At 37.0% G+C, this 17,283-nt stretch carries 16 protein-coding genes; 11 read left to right on the top strand and 5 right to left on the bottom strand.

From position 1 onward, the window contains the following. Positions 1–388: 388 nt before the first annotated feature. The 6 genes from MKY78_RS12220 (at position 389) to MKY78_RS12245 (ending at position 7,318) form a co-directional block, all read left to right on the top strand. On the top strand, positions 389–1,405 hold the full coding sequence (locus MKY78_RS12220) for an ABC transporter ATP-binding protein (RefSeq protein ID WP_186868243.1): 1,017 nt from the start codon (positions 389–391) through the stop codon (positions 1,403–1,405). After that, the gene (locus MKY78_RS12225; RefSeq protein ID WP_186868244.1) at positions 1,392–2,324 is read left to right on the top strand and encodes an ATP-binding cassette domain-containing protein; all 933 of its coding nucleotides are present in this window, start codon (positions 1,392–1,394) and stop codon (positions 2,322–2,324) included. Before MKY78_RS12220 ends, MKY78_RS12225 begins: the two co-directional genes overlap by 14 nt. A 4-nt stretch (positions 2,325–2,328) precedes the next feature. Beyond that, positions 2,329–3,291 carry an oligopeptide ABC transporter permease gene (gene opp4B / locus MKY78_RS12230; protein ID WP_186868245.1) on the top strand — a complete coding sequence of 321 codons (963 nt, stop codon included), beginning with the start codon at positions 2,329–2,331 and terminating at the stop codon, positions 3,289–3,291. A 30-nt stretch (positions 3,292–3,321) separates the two neighbouring features. Further along, positions 3,322–4,230, top strand: a complete 909-nt coding sequence (locus MKY78_RS12235) for an ABC transporter permease (RefSeq protein WP_186868246.1) — start codon at positions 3,322–3,324, stop codon at positions 4,228–4,230. A gap of 190 nt (positions 4,231–4,420) precedes the next feature. After that, on the top strand, positions 4,421–6,307 hold the full coding sequence (opp4A, locus tag MKY78_RS12240; protein ID WP_339213011.1) for an oligopeptide ABC transporter substrate-binding protein: 1,887 nt from the start codon (positions 4,421–4,423) through the stop codon (positions 6,305–6,307). A gap of 252 nt (positions 6,308–6,559) precedes the next feature. Continuing rightward, positions 6,560–7,318: a LysM peptidoglycan-binding domain-containing protein gene (locus MKY78_RS12245; RefSeq protein WP_339213013.1), complete on the top strand. Its 759-nt coding sequence runs from the start codon at positions 6,560–6,562 to the stop codon at positions 7,316–7,318. Positions 7,319–7,375: 57 nt separating this feature from the next. Here the strand turns inward: MKY78_RS12245 and MKY78_RS12250 are convergent, their stop codons facing one another. Then, positions 7,376–7,510, bottom strand: a complete 135-nt coding sequence (locus MKY78_RS12250) for a hypothetical protein (protein ID WP_255488067.1) — start codon at positions 7,508–7,510, stop codon at positions 7,376–7,378. Positions 7,511–7,835: 325 nt separating this feature from the next. Here MKY78_RS12250 and MKY78_RS12255 point away from each other — a divergent pair, with 325 nt between their 5' ends. The 4 genes from MKY78_RS12255 (at position 7,836) to MKY78_RS12270 (ending at position 11,802) form a co-directional block, all read left to right on the top strand. Continuing rightward, a complete protein-coding gene (locus MKY78_RS12255; RefSeq protein ID WP_339213016.1) occupies positions 7,836–9,026 on the top strand; it encodes a glycine C-acetyltransferase in 1,191 nt (396 codons plus the stop codon). 146 nt (positions 9,027–9,172) lie between these two features. After that, positions 9,173–10,288: an IS4 family transposase gene (locus MKY78_RS12260; protein WP_339213018.1), complete on the top strand. Its 1,116-nt coding sequence runs from the start codon at positions 9,173–9,175 to the stop codon at positions 10,286–10,288. Between the two features lie 188 nt (positions 10,289–10,476). Beyond that, on the top strand, positions 10,477–11,421 hold the full coding sequence (locus MKY78_RS12265; RefSeq protein ID WP_339213020.1) for an L-threonine 3-dehydrogenase: 945 nt from the start codon (positions 10,477–10,479) through the stop codon (positions 11,419–11,421). A gap of 21 nt (positions 11,422–11,442) precedes the next feature. Then, a complete protein-coding gene (locus tag MKY78_RS12270; protein WP_339213022.1) occupies positions 11,443–11,802 on the top strand; it encodes a hypothetical protein in 360 nt (119 codons plus the stop codon). A 76-nt stretch (positions 11,803–11,878) separates the two neighbouring features. On the opposite strand, the gene MKY78_RS12275 is transcribed toward MKY78_RS12270, so the two are convergent. After that, positions 11,879–13,501 (bottom strand): ATP-binding cassette domain-containing protein, encoded by a 1,623-nt coding sequence (locus tag MKY78_RS12275; protein ID WP_211741111.1) that lies wholly within the window; start codon positions 13,499–13,501, stop codon positions 11,879–11,881. A 226-nt stretch (positions 13,502–13,727) separates the two neighbouring features. Between MKY78_RS12275 and MKY78_RS12280 the strand changes: the two genes are divergently transcribed. Beyond that, positions 13,728–14,342, top strand: coding sequence for a hypothetical protein (locus MKY78_RS12280; RefSeq protein WP_339213026.1), 615 nt, complete (start codon positions 13,728–13,730; stop codon positions 14,340–14,342). Positions 14,343–14,392: 50 nt separating this feature from the next. Here the strand turns inward: MKY78_RS12280 and MKY78_RS12285 are convergent, their stop codons facing one another. The 3 genes from MKY78_RS12285 to rarD all read right to left on the bottom strand — a co-directional run bounded on the left by MKY78_RS12285 (position 14,393) and on the right by rarD (position 17,251). Beyond that, positions 14,393–15,022 carry a YpmS family protein gene (locus MKY78_RS12285; RefSeq protein ID WP_339213028.1) on the bottom strand — a complete coding sequence of 210 codons (630 nt, stop codon included), beginning with the start codon at positions 15,020–15,022 and terminating at the stop codon, positions 14,393–14,395. Positions 15,023–15,043: 21 nt separating this feature from the next. Continuing rightward, positions 15,044–15,931, bottom strand: coding sequence for an SGNH/GDSL hydrolase family protein (locus MKY78_RS12290; protein WP_339213030.1), 888 nt, complete (start codon positions 15,929–15,931; stop codon positions 15,044–15,046). A 408-nt stretch (positions 15,932–16,339) separates the two neighbouring features. Beyond that, the gene (rarD, locus tag MKY78_RS12295) at positions 16,340–17,251 is read right to left on the bottom strand and encodes an EamA family transporter RarD (protein WP_339213032.1); all 912 of its coding nucleotides are present in this window, start codon (positions 17,249–17,251) and stop codon (positions 16,340–16,342) included. Between the last annotated feature and the right edge of the window lie 32 nt (positions 17,252–17,283).

A 17,283-nucleotide genomic window follows, 5' to 3' on the forward strand; every position in this document is an offset into this window, starting at 1 on the left:
GGTAGGAGATGCCCCCACCCGGGCTTTTTTAGTTATATTCTTCTCCGTATAAATCCCTATAATTATCAACAATGTAACGGCTTTTAGCTATAAGTAATAGAACTAATTATCTAAAAACTTTTAAAAAAATGTTAAAAAAAAGCTTGTTAAAACTCAGAAAATAATATATACTTTAAAAAAATAAATAATATGTTACAGTTTTATTACGAAAGTAGCGAAATGGCATATCTACTGTGATAGATAATGACTTAAATTTTTGGAAAATTAATACTATAAATAATGGGGCAGACACTACTAGACGCTATACAACATGAATATCTGCTCTTTAATATGTTAATAAAACATTTATATATTAAATTTTTGCAATTTTTAGTTAGGGGGATTAAGGTTGGCAGAGAAGTTATTGGAAATCAGAGATTTGAAGACATCTTTCCGGATTAAGGACGATTATTATGCAGCGGTGGATAATGTTTCACTTACGGTAAATAAAAACGAAGTGCTAGCCATTGTTGGGGAATCTGGCTGTGGTAAGAGTGCATTAGCCTTCTCTATTATGGGATTACATAATCGTGCAAAGATGGAGGGAGAGATTTTATTCAAAGGAGAAAACATAGTCGGAATGACTGCGTCAAAGCTGAATAAGCTACGCGGGAATGATATGGGTATGATTTTCCAGGATCCATTAACTGCCCTTAATCCATTAATGAATATCGGTAATCAAATAGGAGAAACATTACTCCTTCATAAAAAAGACCTTACCAAGAATCAGCGTAAAGAAAAGGTAATTGATCTACTAAGTAAAGTTGGAATTCCACGTCCAGAACATGTGTATGAGCAATTCCCGCATGAGTTATCTGGGGGGATGAGGCAAAGGGTAGTTATCGCAACTGCTATAGCAAATGATCCGGAATTACTCATTGCGGATGAGCCAACAACTGCTCTTGATGTTACGATACAATCTCAGATATTAGACTTAATTAAAGATTTAAAGGATGATTTGGATTCTGGTATAGTTCTTATTACCCATGATCTAGGGGTAGTTGCTGAAATGGCAGACAGGGTGGCAGTGATGTATGCCGGGCAAATCGTTGAAATTGCAGACGTCATGACTCTGTTTGAAGAACCATTACATCCATATACGAGATCATTATTTAACTCTGTTCCAAATACACAAGAAGGACAAGATAAATTGCATGTTATTCAAGGTATTGTACCTTCATTACAAAAATTGCCACGTGAAGGTTGTCGCTTTGCTCCAAGGATTCCTTGGGTGGCAGAAACAGCGCATGAAGCAAATCCAGAATTACATGAAGTAAAGCCAGGGCATTTCGTTCGTTGTAGCTGCTATAAACATTTTGACTTCCCAGCAGAGAGTAAGGAGGAAGCGCAACATGGGGTTTCTTAAAGTAGAAGATTTAAAAGTACATTTTCCTATAAAAGGTGGCGTATTCGGAAGAACAGTTGGGCACGTAAAAGCTGTAGATGGTGTATCCTTCACACTAGAAAAAGGGAAAACATATGGTCTTGTTGGTGAATCAGGATCTGGTAAGTCAACTACTGGTAGAGCCATTATTGGATTAAATCATATTACCTCTGGAAAAGTGCTTTTTGAGGACAAAGATATAACAGGAGTAAGAAGAGCGAAAACAGAAATAAGAAAAGATATTCAAATGATATTCCAGGATCCATATTCTTCATTAAATCCGAAAAAACGGGTTGTCGATATTGTAGCGGAACCACTTCGAAACTTTGAAAATTTAAGTAGAAAAGAAGAGAGAATTCGCGTACAAGAGTTACTTGAATTAGTTGGTCTTAGTCCAGAAAGCATCTTGAAGTACCCACATGAATTCTCTGGTGGACAACGACAACGTATTGGTATTGCAAGAGCAATCGCGTTGAAGCCAAAATTAATCATTGCCGATGAACCTGTTTCTGCATTGGATGTTTCGGTTCAAGCACAGGTCTTGAACTTTATGAAAGAAATTCAAGATGAGTTAGATTTAACTTACTTGTTCATAAGTCATGACCTAGGTGTCATTAAACATATGTGTAATCATATTGGCATTATGTATAAAGGACGCTTTGTGGAAGAAGGAACCGCAGAAGAGATCTTTAATGATCCACAGCATATTTATACGAAAAGACTGGTAGCAGCAATACCAGATATCGATCCGAAAAAACGGGAAGAAATGAAAAGATTCCGTGAAGAGGTCAATACAGAATATGAACAAGCCTATAATGATTACTTTGATGAGGAAGGTTTAGCCTACGGGTTAAAACCGATAAATGAAACTCATTTAGTGGCTTTACCAGAGAAAGGTTGATATTATGTGGAAATTTTCTTTACGCCGTATTTTAATAATGATTCCTCAACTCGTCCTGTTAAGTATACTAATATTTGTTCTAGCAAAAATGATGCCAGGGGATGCACTCTCAGGGCAAATTGACCCGAATGTTGATCCTGCGCGTTTAGAAGAACTTCGAATTCAGCTGGGTTGGTATGATCCGTGGCATGAGCAATATGCTAGATGGGTCGGAGGAGTGTTACAAGGTGATTTTGGTCAGTCCTTCCGTTTTAAAATGCCCGTTACCGAATTAATTGGACAGCGAATTGTTAATTCATTCTGGTTATCGGTAGCAACGTTAATTTTTACCTATTTAATTGCGATACCACTAGGGATTACAAGTGGAAGATATAATGATACGTTTAGGGATCAGCTAATTACTGGTTATTCATATGTTGGGTTTGCAACGCCACTGTTTATCTTTGCACTAGTAATGCTTTGGATATTCGGGTTCCAGTTGCAATGGTTCCCAACTAGTGGAAGTGTCACCCCAGGTCTAGAACCTGGAACGTTCGATTATTTTATGAGTAAATTATATCATTTGTTATTACCAGCATTATCAATGGCACTTATTACAACATACAGTACGATTCAATATCTACGAAATGAGATAGTTGATACGAAACAAAAGGATTTTATTTTACTTGCAAGAGCTAAAGGTGCTTCTGAACAACGAGTTTATAATCGCCATATTTTGCGAAACTCACTATTACCAATAGCAGCATTTTTCGGATTTGAAATTACTGGACTAATTGGTGGCTCTATCTTTATTGAAAATATCTTTGGATATCCTGGGATGGGGCAATTGTTAATAGAATCGATTAGCCTAAGGGATTACAGTGTCGTGACAGCTACGACTTTATTATTCGGTGTAGCTTCTGTCATGGGTGCTTTACTTTCAGATATTATCTTGAGTCTAATTGATCCGAGAATTCGTATTAAATAAATTTTAGAGGTATATAGTGAGGTGAAAAATGTGGAAGCAAATGCAGCAAATGTAGAAGTGAAATCAAAGGAAGTAATCAAGAGTCCATCAGGTTTTAGCATAATTTGGAGAGAATTGGTCAGAGATAAGCTGGCATTAATTTCTTTAATATTCTTAGTAGGTATTACCGTATTTGTTTACGGAGTATCCATTGTACTGGATCAAGACGAAATTGTAAAGGTTGATTTATTTGCAATATATGAACCACCTGGAGAAGATTTTATACTAGGAACTGATTATGGTGGTCGAGATGTATTTGGACAGTTAATTATCGGTACACGAAATTCACTTTCGATTGCAATCATTGTAACAGTGTTAACAGGACTTATTGGAGTTATATTTGGATTAGCTTCTGGTTATTTTGGCGGGCATATCGATAACGTCATGATGCGTATCCTAGATTTCTTCTTAATCTTACCATTTACCATGATTGTAATTACATTCGTTGCAATTGTACCGAAATATAGTATTGTTACATTTTCACTTATCATGACGGCCTTTCTATGGATGGGAATCGCCCGATTAATTAGATCAAAAGCATTGCAGGAGAAGGAATTAGATTATATTCAAGCAGCGAAAACACTAGGTACATCAAATGTAAAAATTATATTTAAGCATTTGCTACCAAACTGTAGCTCTTTGATTATTGTAACCATGACATTAAATTTAGCTTCTAATATTGGATTAGAATCTGGTCTTTCCTTCTTAGGATTTGGTTTTCCAGAAAACACACCTAGTTTAGGAACATTACTAAGTTATGCAAGAAACCCACAAACATTGGAATTTAGGTGGTGGATATGGGTACCAGCTTCTGTAATGATTCTCCTATTAATGTTATGTGTTAATAACGTTGGTCAGGCATTGAAACGTGCAACAGATGCACGTCAAAGAAGAGGATAATTTATAGTTGAAGCTTTACTTAAACGAGTCATCATGTCAGCACATTATAGGGGGGTGAGGCTTAGAAGATTGGTAGGGTAAAAAACTAATGATTGTTACCTACATTAACACAAAGGTTGTGTTAATGTTGAGTATAAATTGTCGAAATATTCGACAAATAAAAGGGTTTAAAAAAGGGAGGGTATTTAGCATGAGCAAGACAAACTTAACAAAGTGGCTATTTGCACTAATGCTTTCTTTACTATTAGTATTAGCTGCATGTAGTGGCAACACAGCTAATGAAGATCCGAAAGATGATCCAGATACTTCTAAAGAGGAGGGTCAAGATGGTGACAAAGATGATGAGGAACCTGCAGAGGACGATGGGTTGTTCAACATCGAGGATTTCGCTTTAACGAAAACCAATGAAGGGGAAGCCATTCAAGGTGGAACACTTAATTATGGTTTAGTATCTGATACAGTATTTCAAGGTACTTTAAACTATAATTTCTATTCAGGTAAACCTGATGCTGTTGTAATTAGTTGGTTTGACGAGCCGTTACTATCAATAGACGATACCTTTACTTACACTAATGATGGGGCTGCAACATTCGAAACAGAGCCTTATGAAACCGATGAATACCCGAATGGGGTAACGTTTACATTTAAGATTCGTGACAATGTTAATTGGCATGATGGTGAGCCTGTAAAAGCGGAAGACTGGGCATATTCATTTGAAGTCATTGGTCACCCGGATTATCCAGGTGTTCGTTACGGCCCAGACTTCTCTGGTATTATCGGTATGGATGAGTACAATGCTGGTGAAGCAGATACAATCTCAGGTATCGAAATTGTTGATGAAAAAACATTAAAGATTACGTATAAAGAGTCTCAACCATCCTTACTAACAGGTGGTGTATGGCCTTACGCAATGCCTAAACATTTATTTAAAGATATTCCTGTAGCAGAAATGGAAGAACATGATTTAGTTCGCAAAAACCCAGTAGGTATGGGACCATTTAAAGTGAAGAGTATCGTGCCTGGTGAATCAGTAGTGTATGAAAAGTTTGAAGATTACTGGCGTGGAGAACCAAACTTAGATCAAGTAGTATTAAAGGTTGTAAATCCAGATACAGTTGTTCAGGCATTAAAAACTGGCGATGTAGATATGGTTGATAGCTTTCCATCTGATCAATTTGTAGATAACGCTAATTTGACTAACATTGAATGGTTAGGCCGAACAGAGTTATCGTATACGTATATTGGATTCAAGCTAGGACATTGGGATAAAGAAGAGAAGAAAGTTGTTATGGATCCCGATAAGAAAATGGCAGATGTAAACTTACGACGTGCAATGTGGTATGCCGTTGATAATGATGCAGTAGGTAAACAATTCTATAATGGATTACGTTGGAATGCAACGACACTAATCATTCCTCCATTCGGCGATTACCATGATTCAACTATTGAAACACCAACATTTGATCCAGACGAAGCTAACCGAATTTTAGATGAGGCTGGATATGAGGATGTTAATGGAGATGGATTCCGTGAAACTCCAGATGGTGAGGAGCTAGTAATTAACTTTGCTTCAATGTCAGGTGGAGATGTTGCTGAACCACTATCACAATACTATATCCAATCTTGGAAAAATGTTGGTCTAAATGTTCAATTAATTGACGGTCGTCTTCTAGAATTAAACTCTTTCTATGAGCGTGTAGGTGAAAAAGGAGATGACGACCCTGAAATTGATATTTATCAAGGTGCTTGGGGAACTGGTACAGATGTAAACCCTTATGGATTATACGGACCAGACCAAATCTTTAACTTCCCACGCTATGAGAGTGAGAAGAATACAGAATTACTTATAGAGGGTAATTCATTAGACGCCTTCGATGTTGAATATCGTCAGGACATTTACAAGCAATGGCAGGAACTAATGGTAGAGGATATCCCAGTATTCCCTACACTATACCGTGCTGAGTTAGTCCCTGTTAACAACCGTGTTCTTAACTATACAATTGAGCGTGGTAGCACAATGGGACTTCATGAGCTAGCTGTTACACAAGAAGAACCATTCAAAGATGAGAGCAACTAATTAGATGAGAGCTTAATAATTTCTAAAAAAAACGAAGAAGCTTAGGTGCTTCTTCGTTTTTTATGTTAAGTACATGTAATCTATTCGATACTAAAGTACTAATCTAGTAATATTGACTTAAATCTATAACTTTTGTAATAAAACATAGTAGTTTTGGCAATCCTTGTAACAGACTTTTAAAAGTCTTGTAACGGCATAGTCTACTAACCTGTGTTAGGATAGGCTTTGTCCGAAAAATAAGGAGGGACTACTATGAAGACGATTGTAGCAACTATAGCTGCAGGATTAATGTTTGCATCTCCACTAAGCACTTCGGCACTTGAGTATGAAGTAGTAGAAGGTGATACACTATGGGGAATTGCAAACGAGTACGAAACAACCGTAGAATCATTATATGAATTGAACGAACTAGACACTGATATAATCTATCCAAAACAACAAATAGCAATCTATAAGAAATATTTAGTAGAAAAGGGAGATACACTCTTTGGAATCTCGGAGGAAAATAGTGTATCTGTGGAAGAGTTGAAAGAATGGAATAAGCTTACTTCAGATTTAATATTAGTTGGGCAAGAACTAATAATAAAGCAGGCTGAAGAGGAAGAAGATGAGAAAGCAGAAGAGAAGGAAGTTGCTGCTGCTAATTCTATTCAACCAACTGAAGTGAAATCAAGTACAGCAAGTGAAGAAGAAAGTAATACGAATGATGACCAGTCGGAAGGTAAAACATTAAGCGTAGTAGCTACTGCATATACCGCTGAATGTGACGGGTGTACAGGTATTACTTATACCGGGATTAACTTAAATGAGGATAGAAATGCAAAAGTAATTGCAGTAGATCCGGATGTGATTCCGTTAGGGTCTAAAGTGTATGTTGAAGGATACGGATACGCAATTGCTGGTGACATCGGTAGTGCAATTAAAGGAAATCGAATCGATATTCATCTCCCAACTAAAGAAGAAGCCTTTGATTGGGGAGTTAGAGAAGTAAATGTAACAATTGTGGAATAAATAAAGAAGAGTAACAACTAATGGAAGCATTATAATCGATGCTTCCATTTTTTTATTTCAAGATTGTGTTTGAATAGAATTTGGGTTATTGGTTTGAATCATTTCTTCAGGCTCTATTAATTGCTGGTTAATACCTACAATACCAAACCCAATTACGATCATAAGAAATAGGGCAACTAATATCTTTCTCACAGCTGATTCCTCCATCATGTTATGTCCCATAATGCTAGTATAATAGATAGTCTATAGGATAGACAATGACAAGTTATATTTTATCTCCGGTAAATATTTCAAATGAGTGTATTAATAGGAAGGAAAGGATAAAAGCTTGAAAAATATTATGAAGCTAGCCCATTCAAAAAAGGCTACATTACTCATATTCTAGTGTTTTGCTTAACTAACGTTTTGGGATGTGTATCTTCCTAAACATTTATAGCATCTTATGATAAACTTAATATGATTAACTATATGGTAACGCTTACAAAAATGATTTTCTATAAATAGGAGGTATTTCCAAATGAGTAGTAAAACATTAGATAGATTTTTAAATGAAAACTTGACTGATTTAAAGGCAAATGGACTTTACAATGAAATAGATCCAGTACAAGGTGCTAACGGACCGGTTATTAAGATTAATGGCAAAAGCTTAATCAATCTTTCTTCTAACAACTATCTAGGGCTAGCAACTGATGAGAGGCTGAAGAAAGTAGCTCAAGAAGCAGTAGAATCCCATGGTGTAGGTGCAGGTGCTGTTCGTACGATCAATGGTACTTTGGACTTACATATAGAGCTAGAGAAGAAATTAGCTGAATTTAAAGGTACTGAAGCTGTTATTTCGTATCAATCTGGTTTTAACTGTAATATGGCCGCTATTTCTGCTGTAATGGATAAACATGATGCCATCCTTTCTGATGAATTAAACCATGCATCTATCATTGATGGATGTCGTTTATCTAGAGCTAAAATTATTCGCTTTGGTCATTCTGATATGGACGATTTACGTCAGAAGGCAAAAGAAGCGGTTGAATCTGGTCAATATAATAAAATAATGGTAATTACCGACGGCGTATTCTCAATGGATGGGGATGTAGCAAAGCTTCCGGAAATCGTAGAGATTGCGGAAGAATTCGATTTAATTACGTATGTCGATGATGCACACGGATCTGGTGTACTTGGAAAAGGTGCAGGTACAGTGAAGCATTTTGGATTACAAGATAAAGTGGATTTCCAAATGGGCACGCTCTCCAAAGCGATTGGTGTTATCGGAGGGTATGTTGCTGGTAAGGCAAATCTAATTGATTGGTTAAAAGTACGTTCTCGTCCATTTTTATTCTCCACTGCTGTGTCTCCAGCTGATGCTGCAGCAAGTAAAAAGGCTGTAGAGATTCTAATGGAAAGTACAGAATTACATGACAAGCTGTGGGAAAATGGAAATTATTTAAAAGCTGGTCTGAAAAAATTAGGTTTTGATATTGGAGACAGTGAAACACCGATTACTCCTTGTATCATTGGTGAAGAAAAAGCAGCGCAAGAGTTTAGTAAACGATTATTTGAAGCAGGAGTCTATGCTAAGTCAATCGTATTCCCAACGGTACCAAGAGGGACTGGGCGTGTTCGCAATATGCCAACTGCAGCACATACGAAGGAAATGCTCGATGAGGCTATTAGCGCCTATGAAAAAGTAGGAAAAGAAATGGGATTAATATAATTTACCACTAGCGTTGCATTAAATTAATTTTATTATTAAAAATACTCGAAATGTTCAATTTTATTGTTTTGCGCAAAGAAAAAGTCCTTTATAATGGATAAGTCAGGTGGTAAACCCGTCCAAATCCACTAAAAAGGACAAATCTCATGGACAAGATTACACGAAAAACTTCATTTGGACAATGGTTTTCACCAATTAATTTTCAATTATTTGAAGAACAGGTGAAAACATTGAAATTAGATTTCTATACGAAAAAATTAACGACAGAGTCGTTCCTAAAGTTACTGCTTTTTGCACAGCTACAGGAAGTCGAGAGTCTTCATGCACTAAGTGACTGCCTCTTCGATGACAAGCTTCAAAGGGCTATCGACCTTGATTCTATTAGTATTTCTCAGTTATCACGACGATTAAATGGGCTGAATCCCGACCTTTTCCAAAGACTGTTTCTCGATTTAGTATCACAAATTCATGCCAAAACGCATTATACGAAACTTGTAATGCCATTAAAAATTATTGATTCTAGCACTTTGCCACTGAATTTGACGAATCATAAATGGGCAAAATTCCGCAAAACAAAGGCAGGAGTGAAACTGCATCTGCGTCTTGTATTTATGGAAAAAGGCACTTCTTACCCAGAAAAAGCCGTAATGACAACTGCAAAAGAACATGACCGAGGCCAGCTTGAAATTATGGTAGATGACAAAGAATGCATGTATGTGTTCGACCGTGGTTACTTAGACTACGAACGTTTTGACCGCATGACCGACGAGGGCTACTTTTTCCTTTCAAGGCTGCGGAAAAACGCAGTCATACGGGAAGTTTACAACTTTAAGTTGCCCGAAAATATGCCTGTTTTATCAGACCAAATGGTCTTAATTGGTACTACACAAAACCGTGCTGAAAATTATTTTCGCCTGATAAAGGTCTTGGATTCAAAGGGAAATGAACTCCATTTAATTACAAATCGTTTTGATTTAAGTGCCGAAGAGATTTCAGAAATGTACAAATCACGCTGGGCAATTGAATTGTTCTTCAAATGGATCAAACAACATCTCAGCATTAAGAAGTTTTACGGTCAGAGCGAATGGGCGATTCAAAACCAAGTATTTATCGCACTTATTGTTTTTTGCCTTCATGTTCTTGTGCAAATTGAAACAAAAAGCAAGCGAAAAACGCTACAAATTAGCCGTTATTTAAGGGCTGCATTATGGAAACCAGCGCATATTTGGCTTCGAAAGATTGAAGGCAAATCCGTCCCTTAATAAGCAAATTGTCGTTGTCACACAGGTCTAATTGTAAATTATTTCCAAATGGATGGAGCCACCTTTAATTCGGTATTTACTTTTTTGGCTCTAAACAGAAGATATAATAAAACTGAAAATTACGACATTATTTTTGCAACACTAGTGATAATTTACATCTTTTAGATTTTTGAATAGAGGAGAAACCGATGAAAAAGATACTTGTTACAGGTGCTCGGGGACAAATTGGTTCAGAGCTGGTCACGAAGCTAAGAAGTATGTATGGGGTCGCAAATGTAGTTTCAACAGACATTCGTTATTCAGAAGAAGAAAGCGAAAAAGGTCCATTTGAAGTAGTAGATGTAACGGATGAGAAGCGTATATATGAGGTAGCAAAGGAATACCAGGTAGACACAATCATGCATCTGGCAGCACTTTTATCAGCAACTGCTGAGAAGATGCCGAAAGTTGCATGGGATATTAATATGGGTGGACTTGTGAATGCCTTGGAGGTTTCCCGAGAGCTTAATTTACAGTTCTTTACACCAAGCTCAATTGGCGCATTCGGACCTACAACACCGAAGGACAGTACCCCACAGGATACCCTACAAAGGCCTACTACAATGTATGGTGTAAACAAAGTAGCAGGAGAGCTACTTTGCGATTATTATTTTGAACGTTATGGTGTCGATACACGTGGTGTACGCTTCCCAGGATTAATTTCGTATGTTGCCCCTCCTGGTGGTGGTACAACCGATTACGCAGTGGAAATTTATTATGAAGCGATTAAACAAAAAGCATACACGTCATATATAGCTGAAGGCACCTACATGGACATGATGTTTATGCCAGATGCCCTAGATGCCATTGTTCAATTAATGGAAGCTGATCCTACTAAGCTAGTACATCGTAATGCATTTAATATTTCTGCTATTTCAGCGGAACCGATGGATTTTGCCAAAGCAATACAAAAGCATATTCCAGAATTCCAATTAACCTTTGATGTAGACCCTGTCAGACAAAAAATTGCCGACAGCTGGCCAAACAGCATCGATTCCTCAGCAGCAGAAGCGGAATGGGGATTCAAAGCAAAATATGATATAGACAATATGACAAAGGAAATGCTAGAGAAAGTGGAAGAAAAGTTAAAATAATTTAGTGGAGCGCTCTCACGGATGTGGGGGCGCTTTTTTTGGGGGGAGATGAGCCCGAATGGGAAGGAGATGCGCCCAAATGGGAAAAAGATGAGCCCGAGTGGGAGAAAGATGGACCCAAATGGGAAAAAGATGAGCCCAACTGGGAGAGATGAGCCTGAGTGGGAAGGAGATGCGCCCAAAAGAGAAAAAGATGAGCCCAAATGGGGAATAGATGAGCCCAAAAGAGAAAAAGATAAGCCCGAGTGGAAGAAAGATGGACCCAAATGGGAAGAAGATAAGCCCAATTACGAAAAAGATGTCCCCAAAGAAGAAATACATACGCCCGAATCAGGAATACATAAATCCAATAAGTCACACATACTCCCAAGTCACCATTAGATGCACTAGAAAACGGAAGCCAACATATAAAAACCCCCCTGCAACAACGCAGGGGGCTCGGTTCATTAACTATCTATTAACTTGCATACATCTCTTTAATGCGTTTCTGTAATTCTTTATCTTGTACGTATTCATCGTAGCTCATTTCTTTATCGATAATTCCGTTAGGGGTAATATCGATTAGGCGATTAGCAATACTATCGATGAACTGATGGTCATGAGAAGTGAATAGGATTGAACCTTTAAACTTAATTAGACCATTGTTTAATGCTTGGATAGACTCTAAGTCTAGGTGGTTAGTTGGATCATCTAATAATAATACATTCGCTTTAGATAGCATCATTTTTGATAGCATACAACGCACTTTTTCCCCTCCGGAAAGCACGTTTGCCTTCTTCAGTGCTTCTTCACCGGAGAATAGCATTCTTCCTAAGAACCCACGTAGGAATGTTTCGGTTTCGTCCTCAGGTGAGAACTGGCGCAACCAATCAACAAGGGTCAAATCACCATTTTGGAAATACTCACTGTTATCTTTCGGGAAATAGGATTGGGATGTGGTAACGCCCCATTTATACGTACCTGCGTCTGGCTCCATTTCTCCTGCCAAAATTTTAAATAGCGTTGTTTTAGCAATATCATTTTTACCGACTAGGGCAATCTTGTCGTCCTTGTTCATGATAAAGCTAACGTTATCTAATACCTTTTCTCCATTAATGGTTTTGGTTAAACCTTCGACACGAAGTAGGTCATTTCCGATTTCTCGCTCTGGTGTGAAGGCAATATAAGGGTATTTTCTAGATGATGGCTTAATATCGTCTAACGTGATATTATCAAGCATTTTCTTACGGGATGTTGCTTGCCTAGACTTAGAAGCGTTAGCACTAAATCGTGCAATGAAGGCTTGTAGTTCTTTAATTTTTTCTTCCTTCTTCTTGTTTGCTTCCTGTGCCATTCTGCTAGCTAATTGGCTGGACTCATACCAGAAATCATAGTTTCCGATATATATTTGGATCTTTCCATAGTCAACATCTGCAATGTGCGTACATACTTTATTTAAAAAGTGTCTATCGTGTGATACGACAATAACCGTATTCTCGAAGTTTATTAAGAATTCTTCTAACCATTGAATGGCTTGAATATCTAATCCGTTTGTAGGCTCATCTAATAAAAGAATATCAGGGTTGCCGAATAGTGCTTGTGCTAGTAAAACTTTAACTTTTTGTTCTTCTGTTAAATCGGACATTAACTTACTATGAAGCTCTTCTTCAATACCAAGTCCCTTAAGAAGAATTGCAGCATCCGATTCAGCTTCCCAACCGTTCATTTCAGCAAATTCGCCTTCAAGTTCAGCAGCACGCATGCCGTCTTCTTCTGTGAATTCAGCTTTCATATAAATTTGGTCTTTTTCTTGCTTTACGGCATATAGTTTTTCATGTCCCATTAATACAGTTTCTAATACAGGATGATCTTCATAAGCGAAGTGATCCTGTTTTAGTACAGCTAAACGTTCACCAGGAGACATGGATACATTTCCGGTCTGGGGCTCAATTTCACCGGAGAGGATCTTTAGAAATGTAGATTTTCCTGCACCGTTAGCGCCAATTACGCCATAGCAATTGCCAGGTGTAAATTTTAAGTTAACATCTTCAAACAACTTTTTATCGCCATATCGTAAACTTACATTCGTTACAGTTATCATGTATAAGTTTTCCTCCAATAATATTACTATCGTAAGCTTACGAAATTTAAAGGCGTTAGTCAATGCAAAACCTTGATTTATCTACTATTTACCAGTATTCAATAAATTAAATTGTAAATTTGTCTTGTATATTTGTTGTTTTTTCGGTAAAGTTTTGGTATATCCGTTTTTTGAGTGGTTGGTATGAGAAAAAAGCTCGGTGAAAGTCCTGAGTGGAGGGGAAAACATGAGAGAAAGGACTATCTACTTTATCTTTACAGATACTGGGACATACCTTTCAAGAATGATTAACTTATATACAAATAAGTCGTTAAATCATGTGTCAATTGGTTTTGATCATGAGTTAAAAGAAGTATATAGCTTCGGACGTGTTAATCCAAAGAATCCGTTTAGTGGTGGCTTTGTTCGGGAAGATATTAGAGGTGAATTTTTAAAACACGCTAATAGTGCGATCTATGCATTAAATGTAACTGAAGTAGAATATGTGCAAATACGCCATCATATAAAAGAGATTGAAAAGCGTTCCGCAGACTATAAATATAACTTTATTGGGTTATTAGGTATTGCCTTTAAAATTGAGATTCGTAGAAAAAATGCGTTTTTCTGTTCCCAATTCGTTGCAACCGTTATGCAGGATACCGATTCTTTTAAGCTATCAAAGCCAACCAATTTGGTGACACCATCTGATTTAAGAGAAAATACGGAATTAAAGTTACTATATCAAGGTAGATTAGGTGACTATCCGAAGCATCAGCTGAGAGAGGAAGTACTCGATTTACCGAAGCAATCATTAATTCATTTGGTTTCTAAAAAAGTAAAGCAATTAGTCTTTAGTAGATAAATATAAAGGGCCGATTTCCCTACTGGATTAGGGGAATCGGCCCTTTCTGTCTATTTACTTAAAAAGGTCTCTATGCCTAGTGTTTCATATGGTACTTTTAGTTTAAATGAGAGGTTATTTGCTTCTAAATCCATCTGTTCGACACTGACATGGAAGTTGCTCTTAATATCCATTTGAGTGACGGCTACGTAGATTTCTTCATCGTCCGGGTTAATTGTGACCCAGTCTGGCATAGGCAAGTATTCACTCATATACTCCATGACCTTTTTATTTGGGAGCTCCAGCAAGCCTAATGAAATCGACTTTTGCTTTAGAACGACATCCCCATTATCTTGCACTAATGGCTCTAGGCGGATAGATAGTGGAACTGTTGTGGAGAATACGGGTAATTCCCCAACTAATTGCACATCCTCCTCTAAAGAAACACTATATTTATGCTTGGAGTCTTTCATATACTCATACATATACGCATTAATGAGCTCATTTAAGTTCTTCTTGGTTGTTCTTATGATAAACTCAGAACTGTTTTGGGTTGTTTGATGCTCTCCGGCTGGAACTTTTGATCGTTCAACTGGCCAAAAAATTAATAAGGCAATAATGACTAGCACGGAAAAATTCAACAGGAGTAGAGCTATAAAGGAGCTTTTCCATAAATTTTTATTCGGTTTTTCTTGTTCCATACTGCTCCACCTTCTAACAAGCTATTCTCTAACTAAATAGTTTAATATTCTTTCTGCTATCAGTTTATATCCGATATCATTCGGGTGAAAATGATCGTCTGCAAATAAATTAACTTCTGTACTGATGAAAATGTCCTTTGTAGGGATAAAGGTTGCACCAGCTTCCTTCGCAACTTGTTCACTTGTATGGTTCCAATTATCAACAATCATATCCAGCTCTTTGATATGCTCGAAATATTGTTGAAACGGGTTATAAAAACCAACGAGATAAACTGATGCATTTGGATTTAGCTCCTCGAGCTTTGCAAATATTTGGTGTAAACGTTTTTCATAATTAACTCTTTCTTTAGAAAAGGCTTCATAGGTGATATTCGTAAAATTTTCCTTTAATACTTGCATAATATCATTTGCACCAATCGTCATAATCACAATGTCAGCACGTTTAAGTGATTTTACTATTTCGGGCTCATCTATACGTTTAAGCAATTGATCTGTTCGGTTACCCCGTTTCCCATAGTTGTCAAAAGTTACAAGATTAGCATCAGCATTTAGTTGACTATCTAAAATGCCAACATATCCACCTTGCTTGGTACTATCCCCAACTCCTTGTGTTAAGGAATCACCAATCGCAACAATATGGCTTTCTTGGGTGGAAAAGAATTTAATCGTGCTTTGAATCGCAGCTTTAAATTCTTTACTAAATTCAGTAAAAGGAGTATGGGATGCTTTATTAGGGATATCCTCTGTTGCTTCTGGTTCTGATGTTTCCTGATTGGTCACGTCCGCATTTTCTGCACGATCTACAGGAGAGGCAGGGGAGGATAGCTGCTCACGATATAGTCCTAACACGCAAGCTAAGACAAATATAGAAGCAAGTGTAATAATCATGATGATTGTCTTTTTTTTCATGTAAACACACCTATATTAGTTCTATTTTGTATACAATTTGCTTTTACTTTAATGTATGAAAGCCTAAAATACAAATCTACTGATTTTATTATATATACCCATTTTTTCATTGTTTTAAAAGTGAAAGAGAAAATTGTCAAAATTAATCAATCGACATTTGCCAAGCTTGTTACAAAAATGTACATTTTTTGTCCGGGAAGAATTTTTTTATCTCCATTTATCGTATAAAATTAGGAAACCATCATGTCCTACATAGAAGACATGATGGTAAATATAATACGTTATCGTTTTGAATAGCTCTTAATAAATCATTACTTGTTTTTTGCCATAAAAAAGCTACGGAACGTATGCATTCTATTGATTTGCATCTTAAATTAGCGGCACAGAAAGACTATGTCAATTGAAATTTTAACGATCACGCATTTTCATTTTTCGCATCGGGAATCGGTAAATGGATCCAAGATAGATAACTAATGCGAGCCAGATGAAACTAAAGGCAATAAGATGTTCTCTGGTAAATGTTTCATGATAGATAAATACGCCGATCAACAACATTAAGGTTGGTGCGATATACTGAAGGATGCCGACCATTGCTAATGGTATCCGTTTAGCACCACTGGCAAACAATAGCAATGGGATAGCCGTCATCGCACCAGCACCGATTAAAAGGAGATTTTTCATAGATGTAATATCCTGCACAGAAAATGAATTCTCCGGTATAAGAAATAGATAGATAAGCGCAATAGGTGTAATAATCAACGTTTCAATGGTTAGCCCATACATGGCAGGAATATCAACCATTTTCTTAAATAAACCATATAATGCAAAACTAACGGCTAAGAATAAGGATACCCAAGGAAAGACACCATAGCTCACGGTCAGATATAAAACGCCAACTCCTGCTAAGATAACAGATACGGTTTGACTTTTAGTTAGCCTTTCCTTTAGTACGATAATCGCTAGTAAAATACTAACCAGTGGATTAATGTAGTATCCTAGACTAGCTTGTAGCATATGCTCACTATTTACGGCCCAGATATAGACGAGCCAGTTCAAGCTAATGACAACAGAAGCTAATGTAATACTAATGAGTTTTTTCTTATCCTTTATTATCCGTTTCCATTCTGTCCCAAGCCCCTGCCATTTACGCATTGAAAGTACAACAACTATCATAAAAACAAAGGACCAAACAATCCGGTGTGCCAAAATTTCCCCTGCTGGTACATCCTCAACTAACTTCCAATAAATCGGAAGCAGTCCCCAAACTACATATGCAAACACCGCATATAGCATGCCAATTTTATCAGATTTCTGCTCCATGTTAACCCTTCTTTTCTTCAAATAATTACTAA

It is taken from the genome of Ornithinibacillus sp. FSL M8-0202, from assembly GCF_037975285.1.
In the GTDB taxonomy this organism is placed as follows: Bacteria; Bacillota; Bacilli; order Bacillales; family Amphibacillaceae; genus Ornithinibacillus; species Ornithinibacillus massiliensis.

Excerpts from the sequence above, each read along its gene's own strand:
- MKY78_RS12275 (WP_211741111.1), bottom strand. The coding sequence starts at position 13,501 with ATGATAACTGTAACGAATGTAAGTTTACGATATGGCGATAAAAAGTTG.
- MKY78_RS12285 (WP_339213028.1), bottom strand. The coding sequence starts at position 15,022 with ATGGAACAAGAAAAACCGAATAAAAATTTATGGAAAAGCTCCTTTATA.
- rarD (WP_339213032.1), bottom strand. The coding sequence starts at position 17,251 with ATGGAGCAGAAATCTGATAAAATTGGCATGCTATATGCGGTGTTTGCA.
- MKY78_RS12290 (WP_339213030.1), bottom strand. The coding sequence starts at position 15,931 with ATGAAAAAAAAGACAATCATCATGATTATTACACTTGCTTCTATATTT.
- opp4A (WP_339213011.1), top strand. The coding sequence starts at position 4,421 with ATGAGCAAGACAAACTTAACAAAGTGGCTATTTGCACTAATGCTTTCT.
- MKY78_RS12245 (WP_339213013.1), top strand. The coding sequence starts at position 6,560 with ATGAAGACGATTGTAGCAACTATAGCTGCAGGATTAATGTTTGCATCT.
- MKY78_RS12225 (WP_186868244.1), top strand. The coding sequence starts at position 1,392 with ATGGGGTTTCTTAAAGTAGAAGATTTAAAAGTACATTTTCCTATAAAA.
- MKY78_RS12260 (WP_339213018.1), top strand. The coding sequence starts at position 9,173 with ATGGACAAGATTACACGAAAAACTTCATTTGGACAATGGTTTTCACCA.
- MKY78_RS12255 (WP_339213016.1), top strand. The coding sequence starts at position 7,836 with ATGAGTAGTAAAACATTAGATAGATTTTTAAATGAAAACTTGACTGAT.
- MKY78_RS12270 (WP_339213022.1), top strand. The coding sequence starts at position 11,443 with ATGTGGGGGCGCTTTTTTTGGGGGGAGATGAGCCCGAATGGGAAGGAG.
- MKY78_RS12280 (WP_339213026.1), top strand. The coding sequence starts at position 13,728 with ATGAGAGAAAGGACTATCTACTTTATCTTTACAGATACTGGGACATAC.
- opp4B (WP_186868245.1), top strand. The coding sequence starts at position 2,329 with ATGTGGAAATTTTCTTTACGCCGTATTTTAATAATGATTCCTCAACTC.
- MKY78_RS12265 (WP_339213020.1), top strand. The coding sequence starts at position 10,477 with ATGAAAAAGATACTTGTTACAGGTGCTCGGGGACAAATTGGTTCAGAG.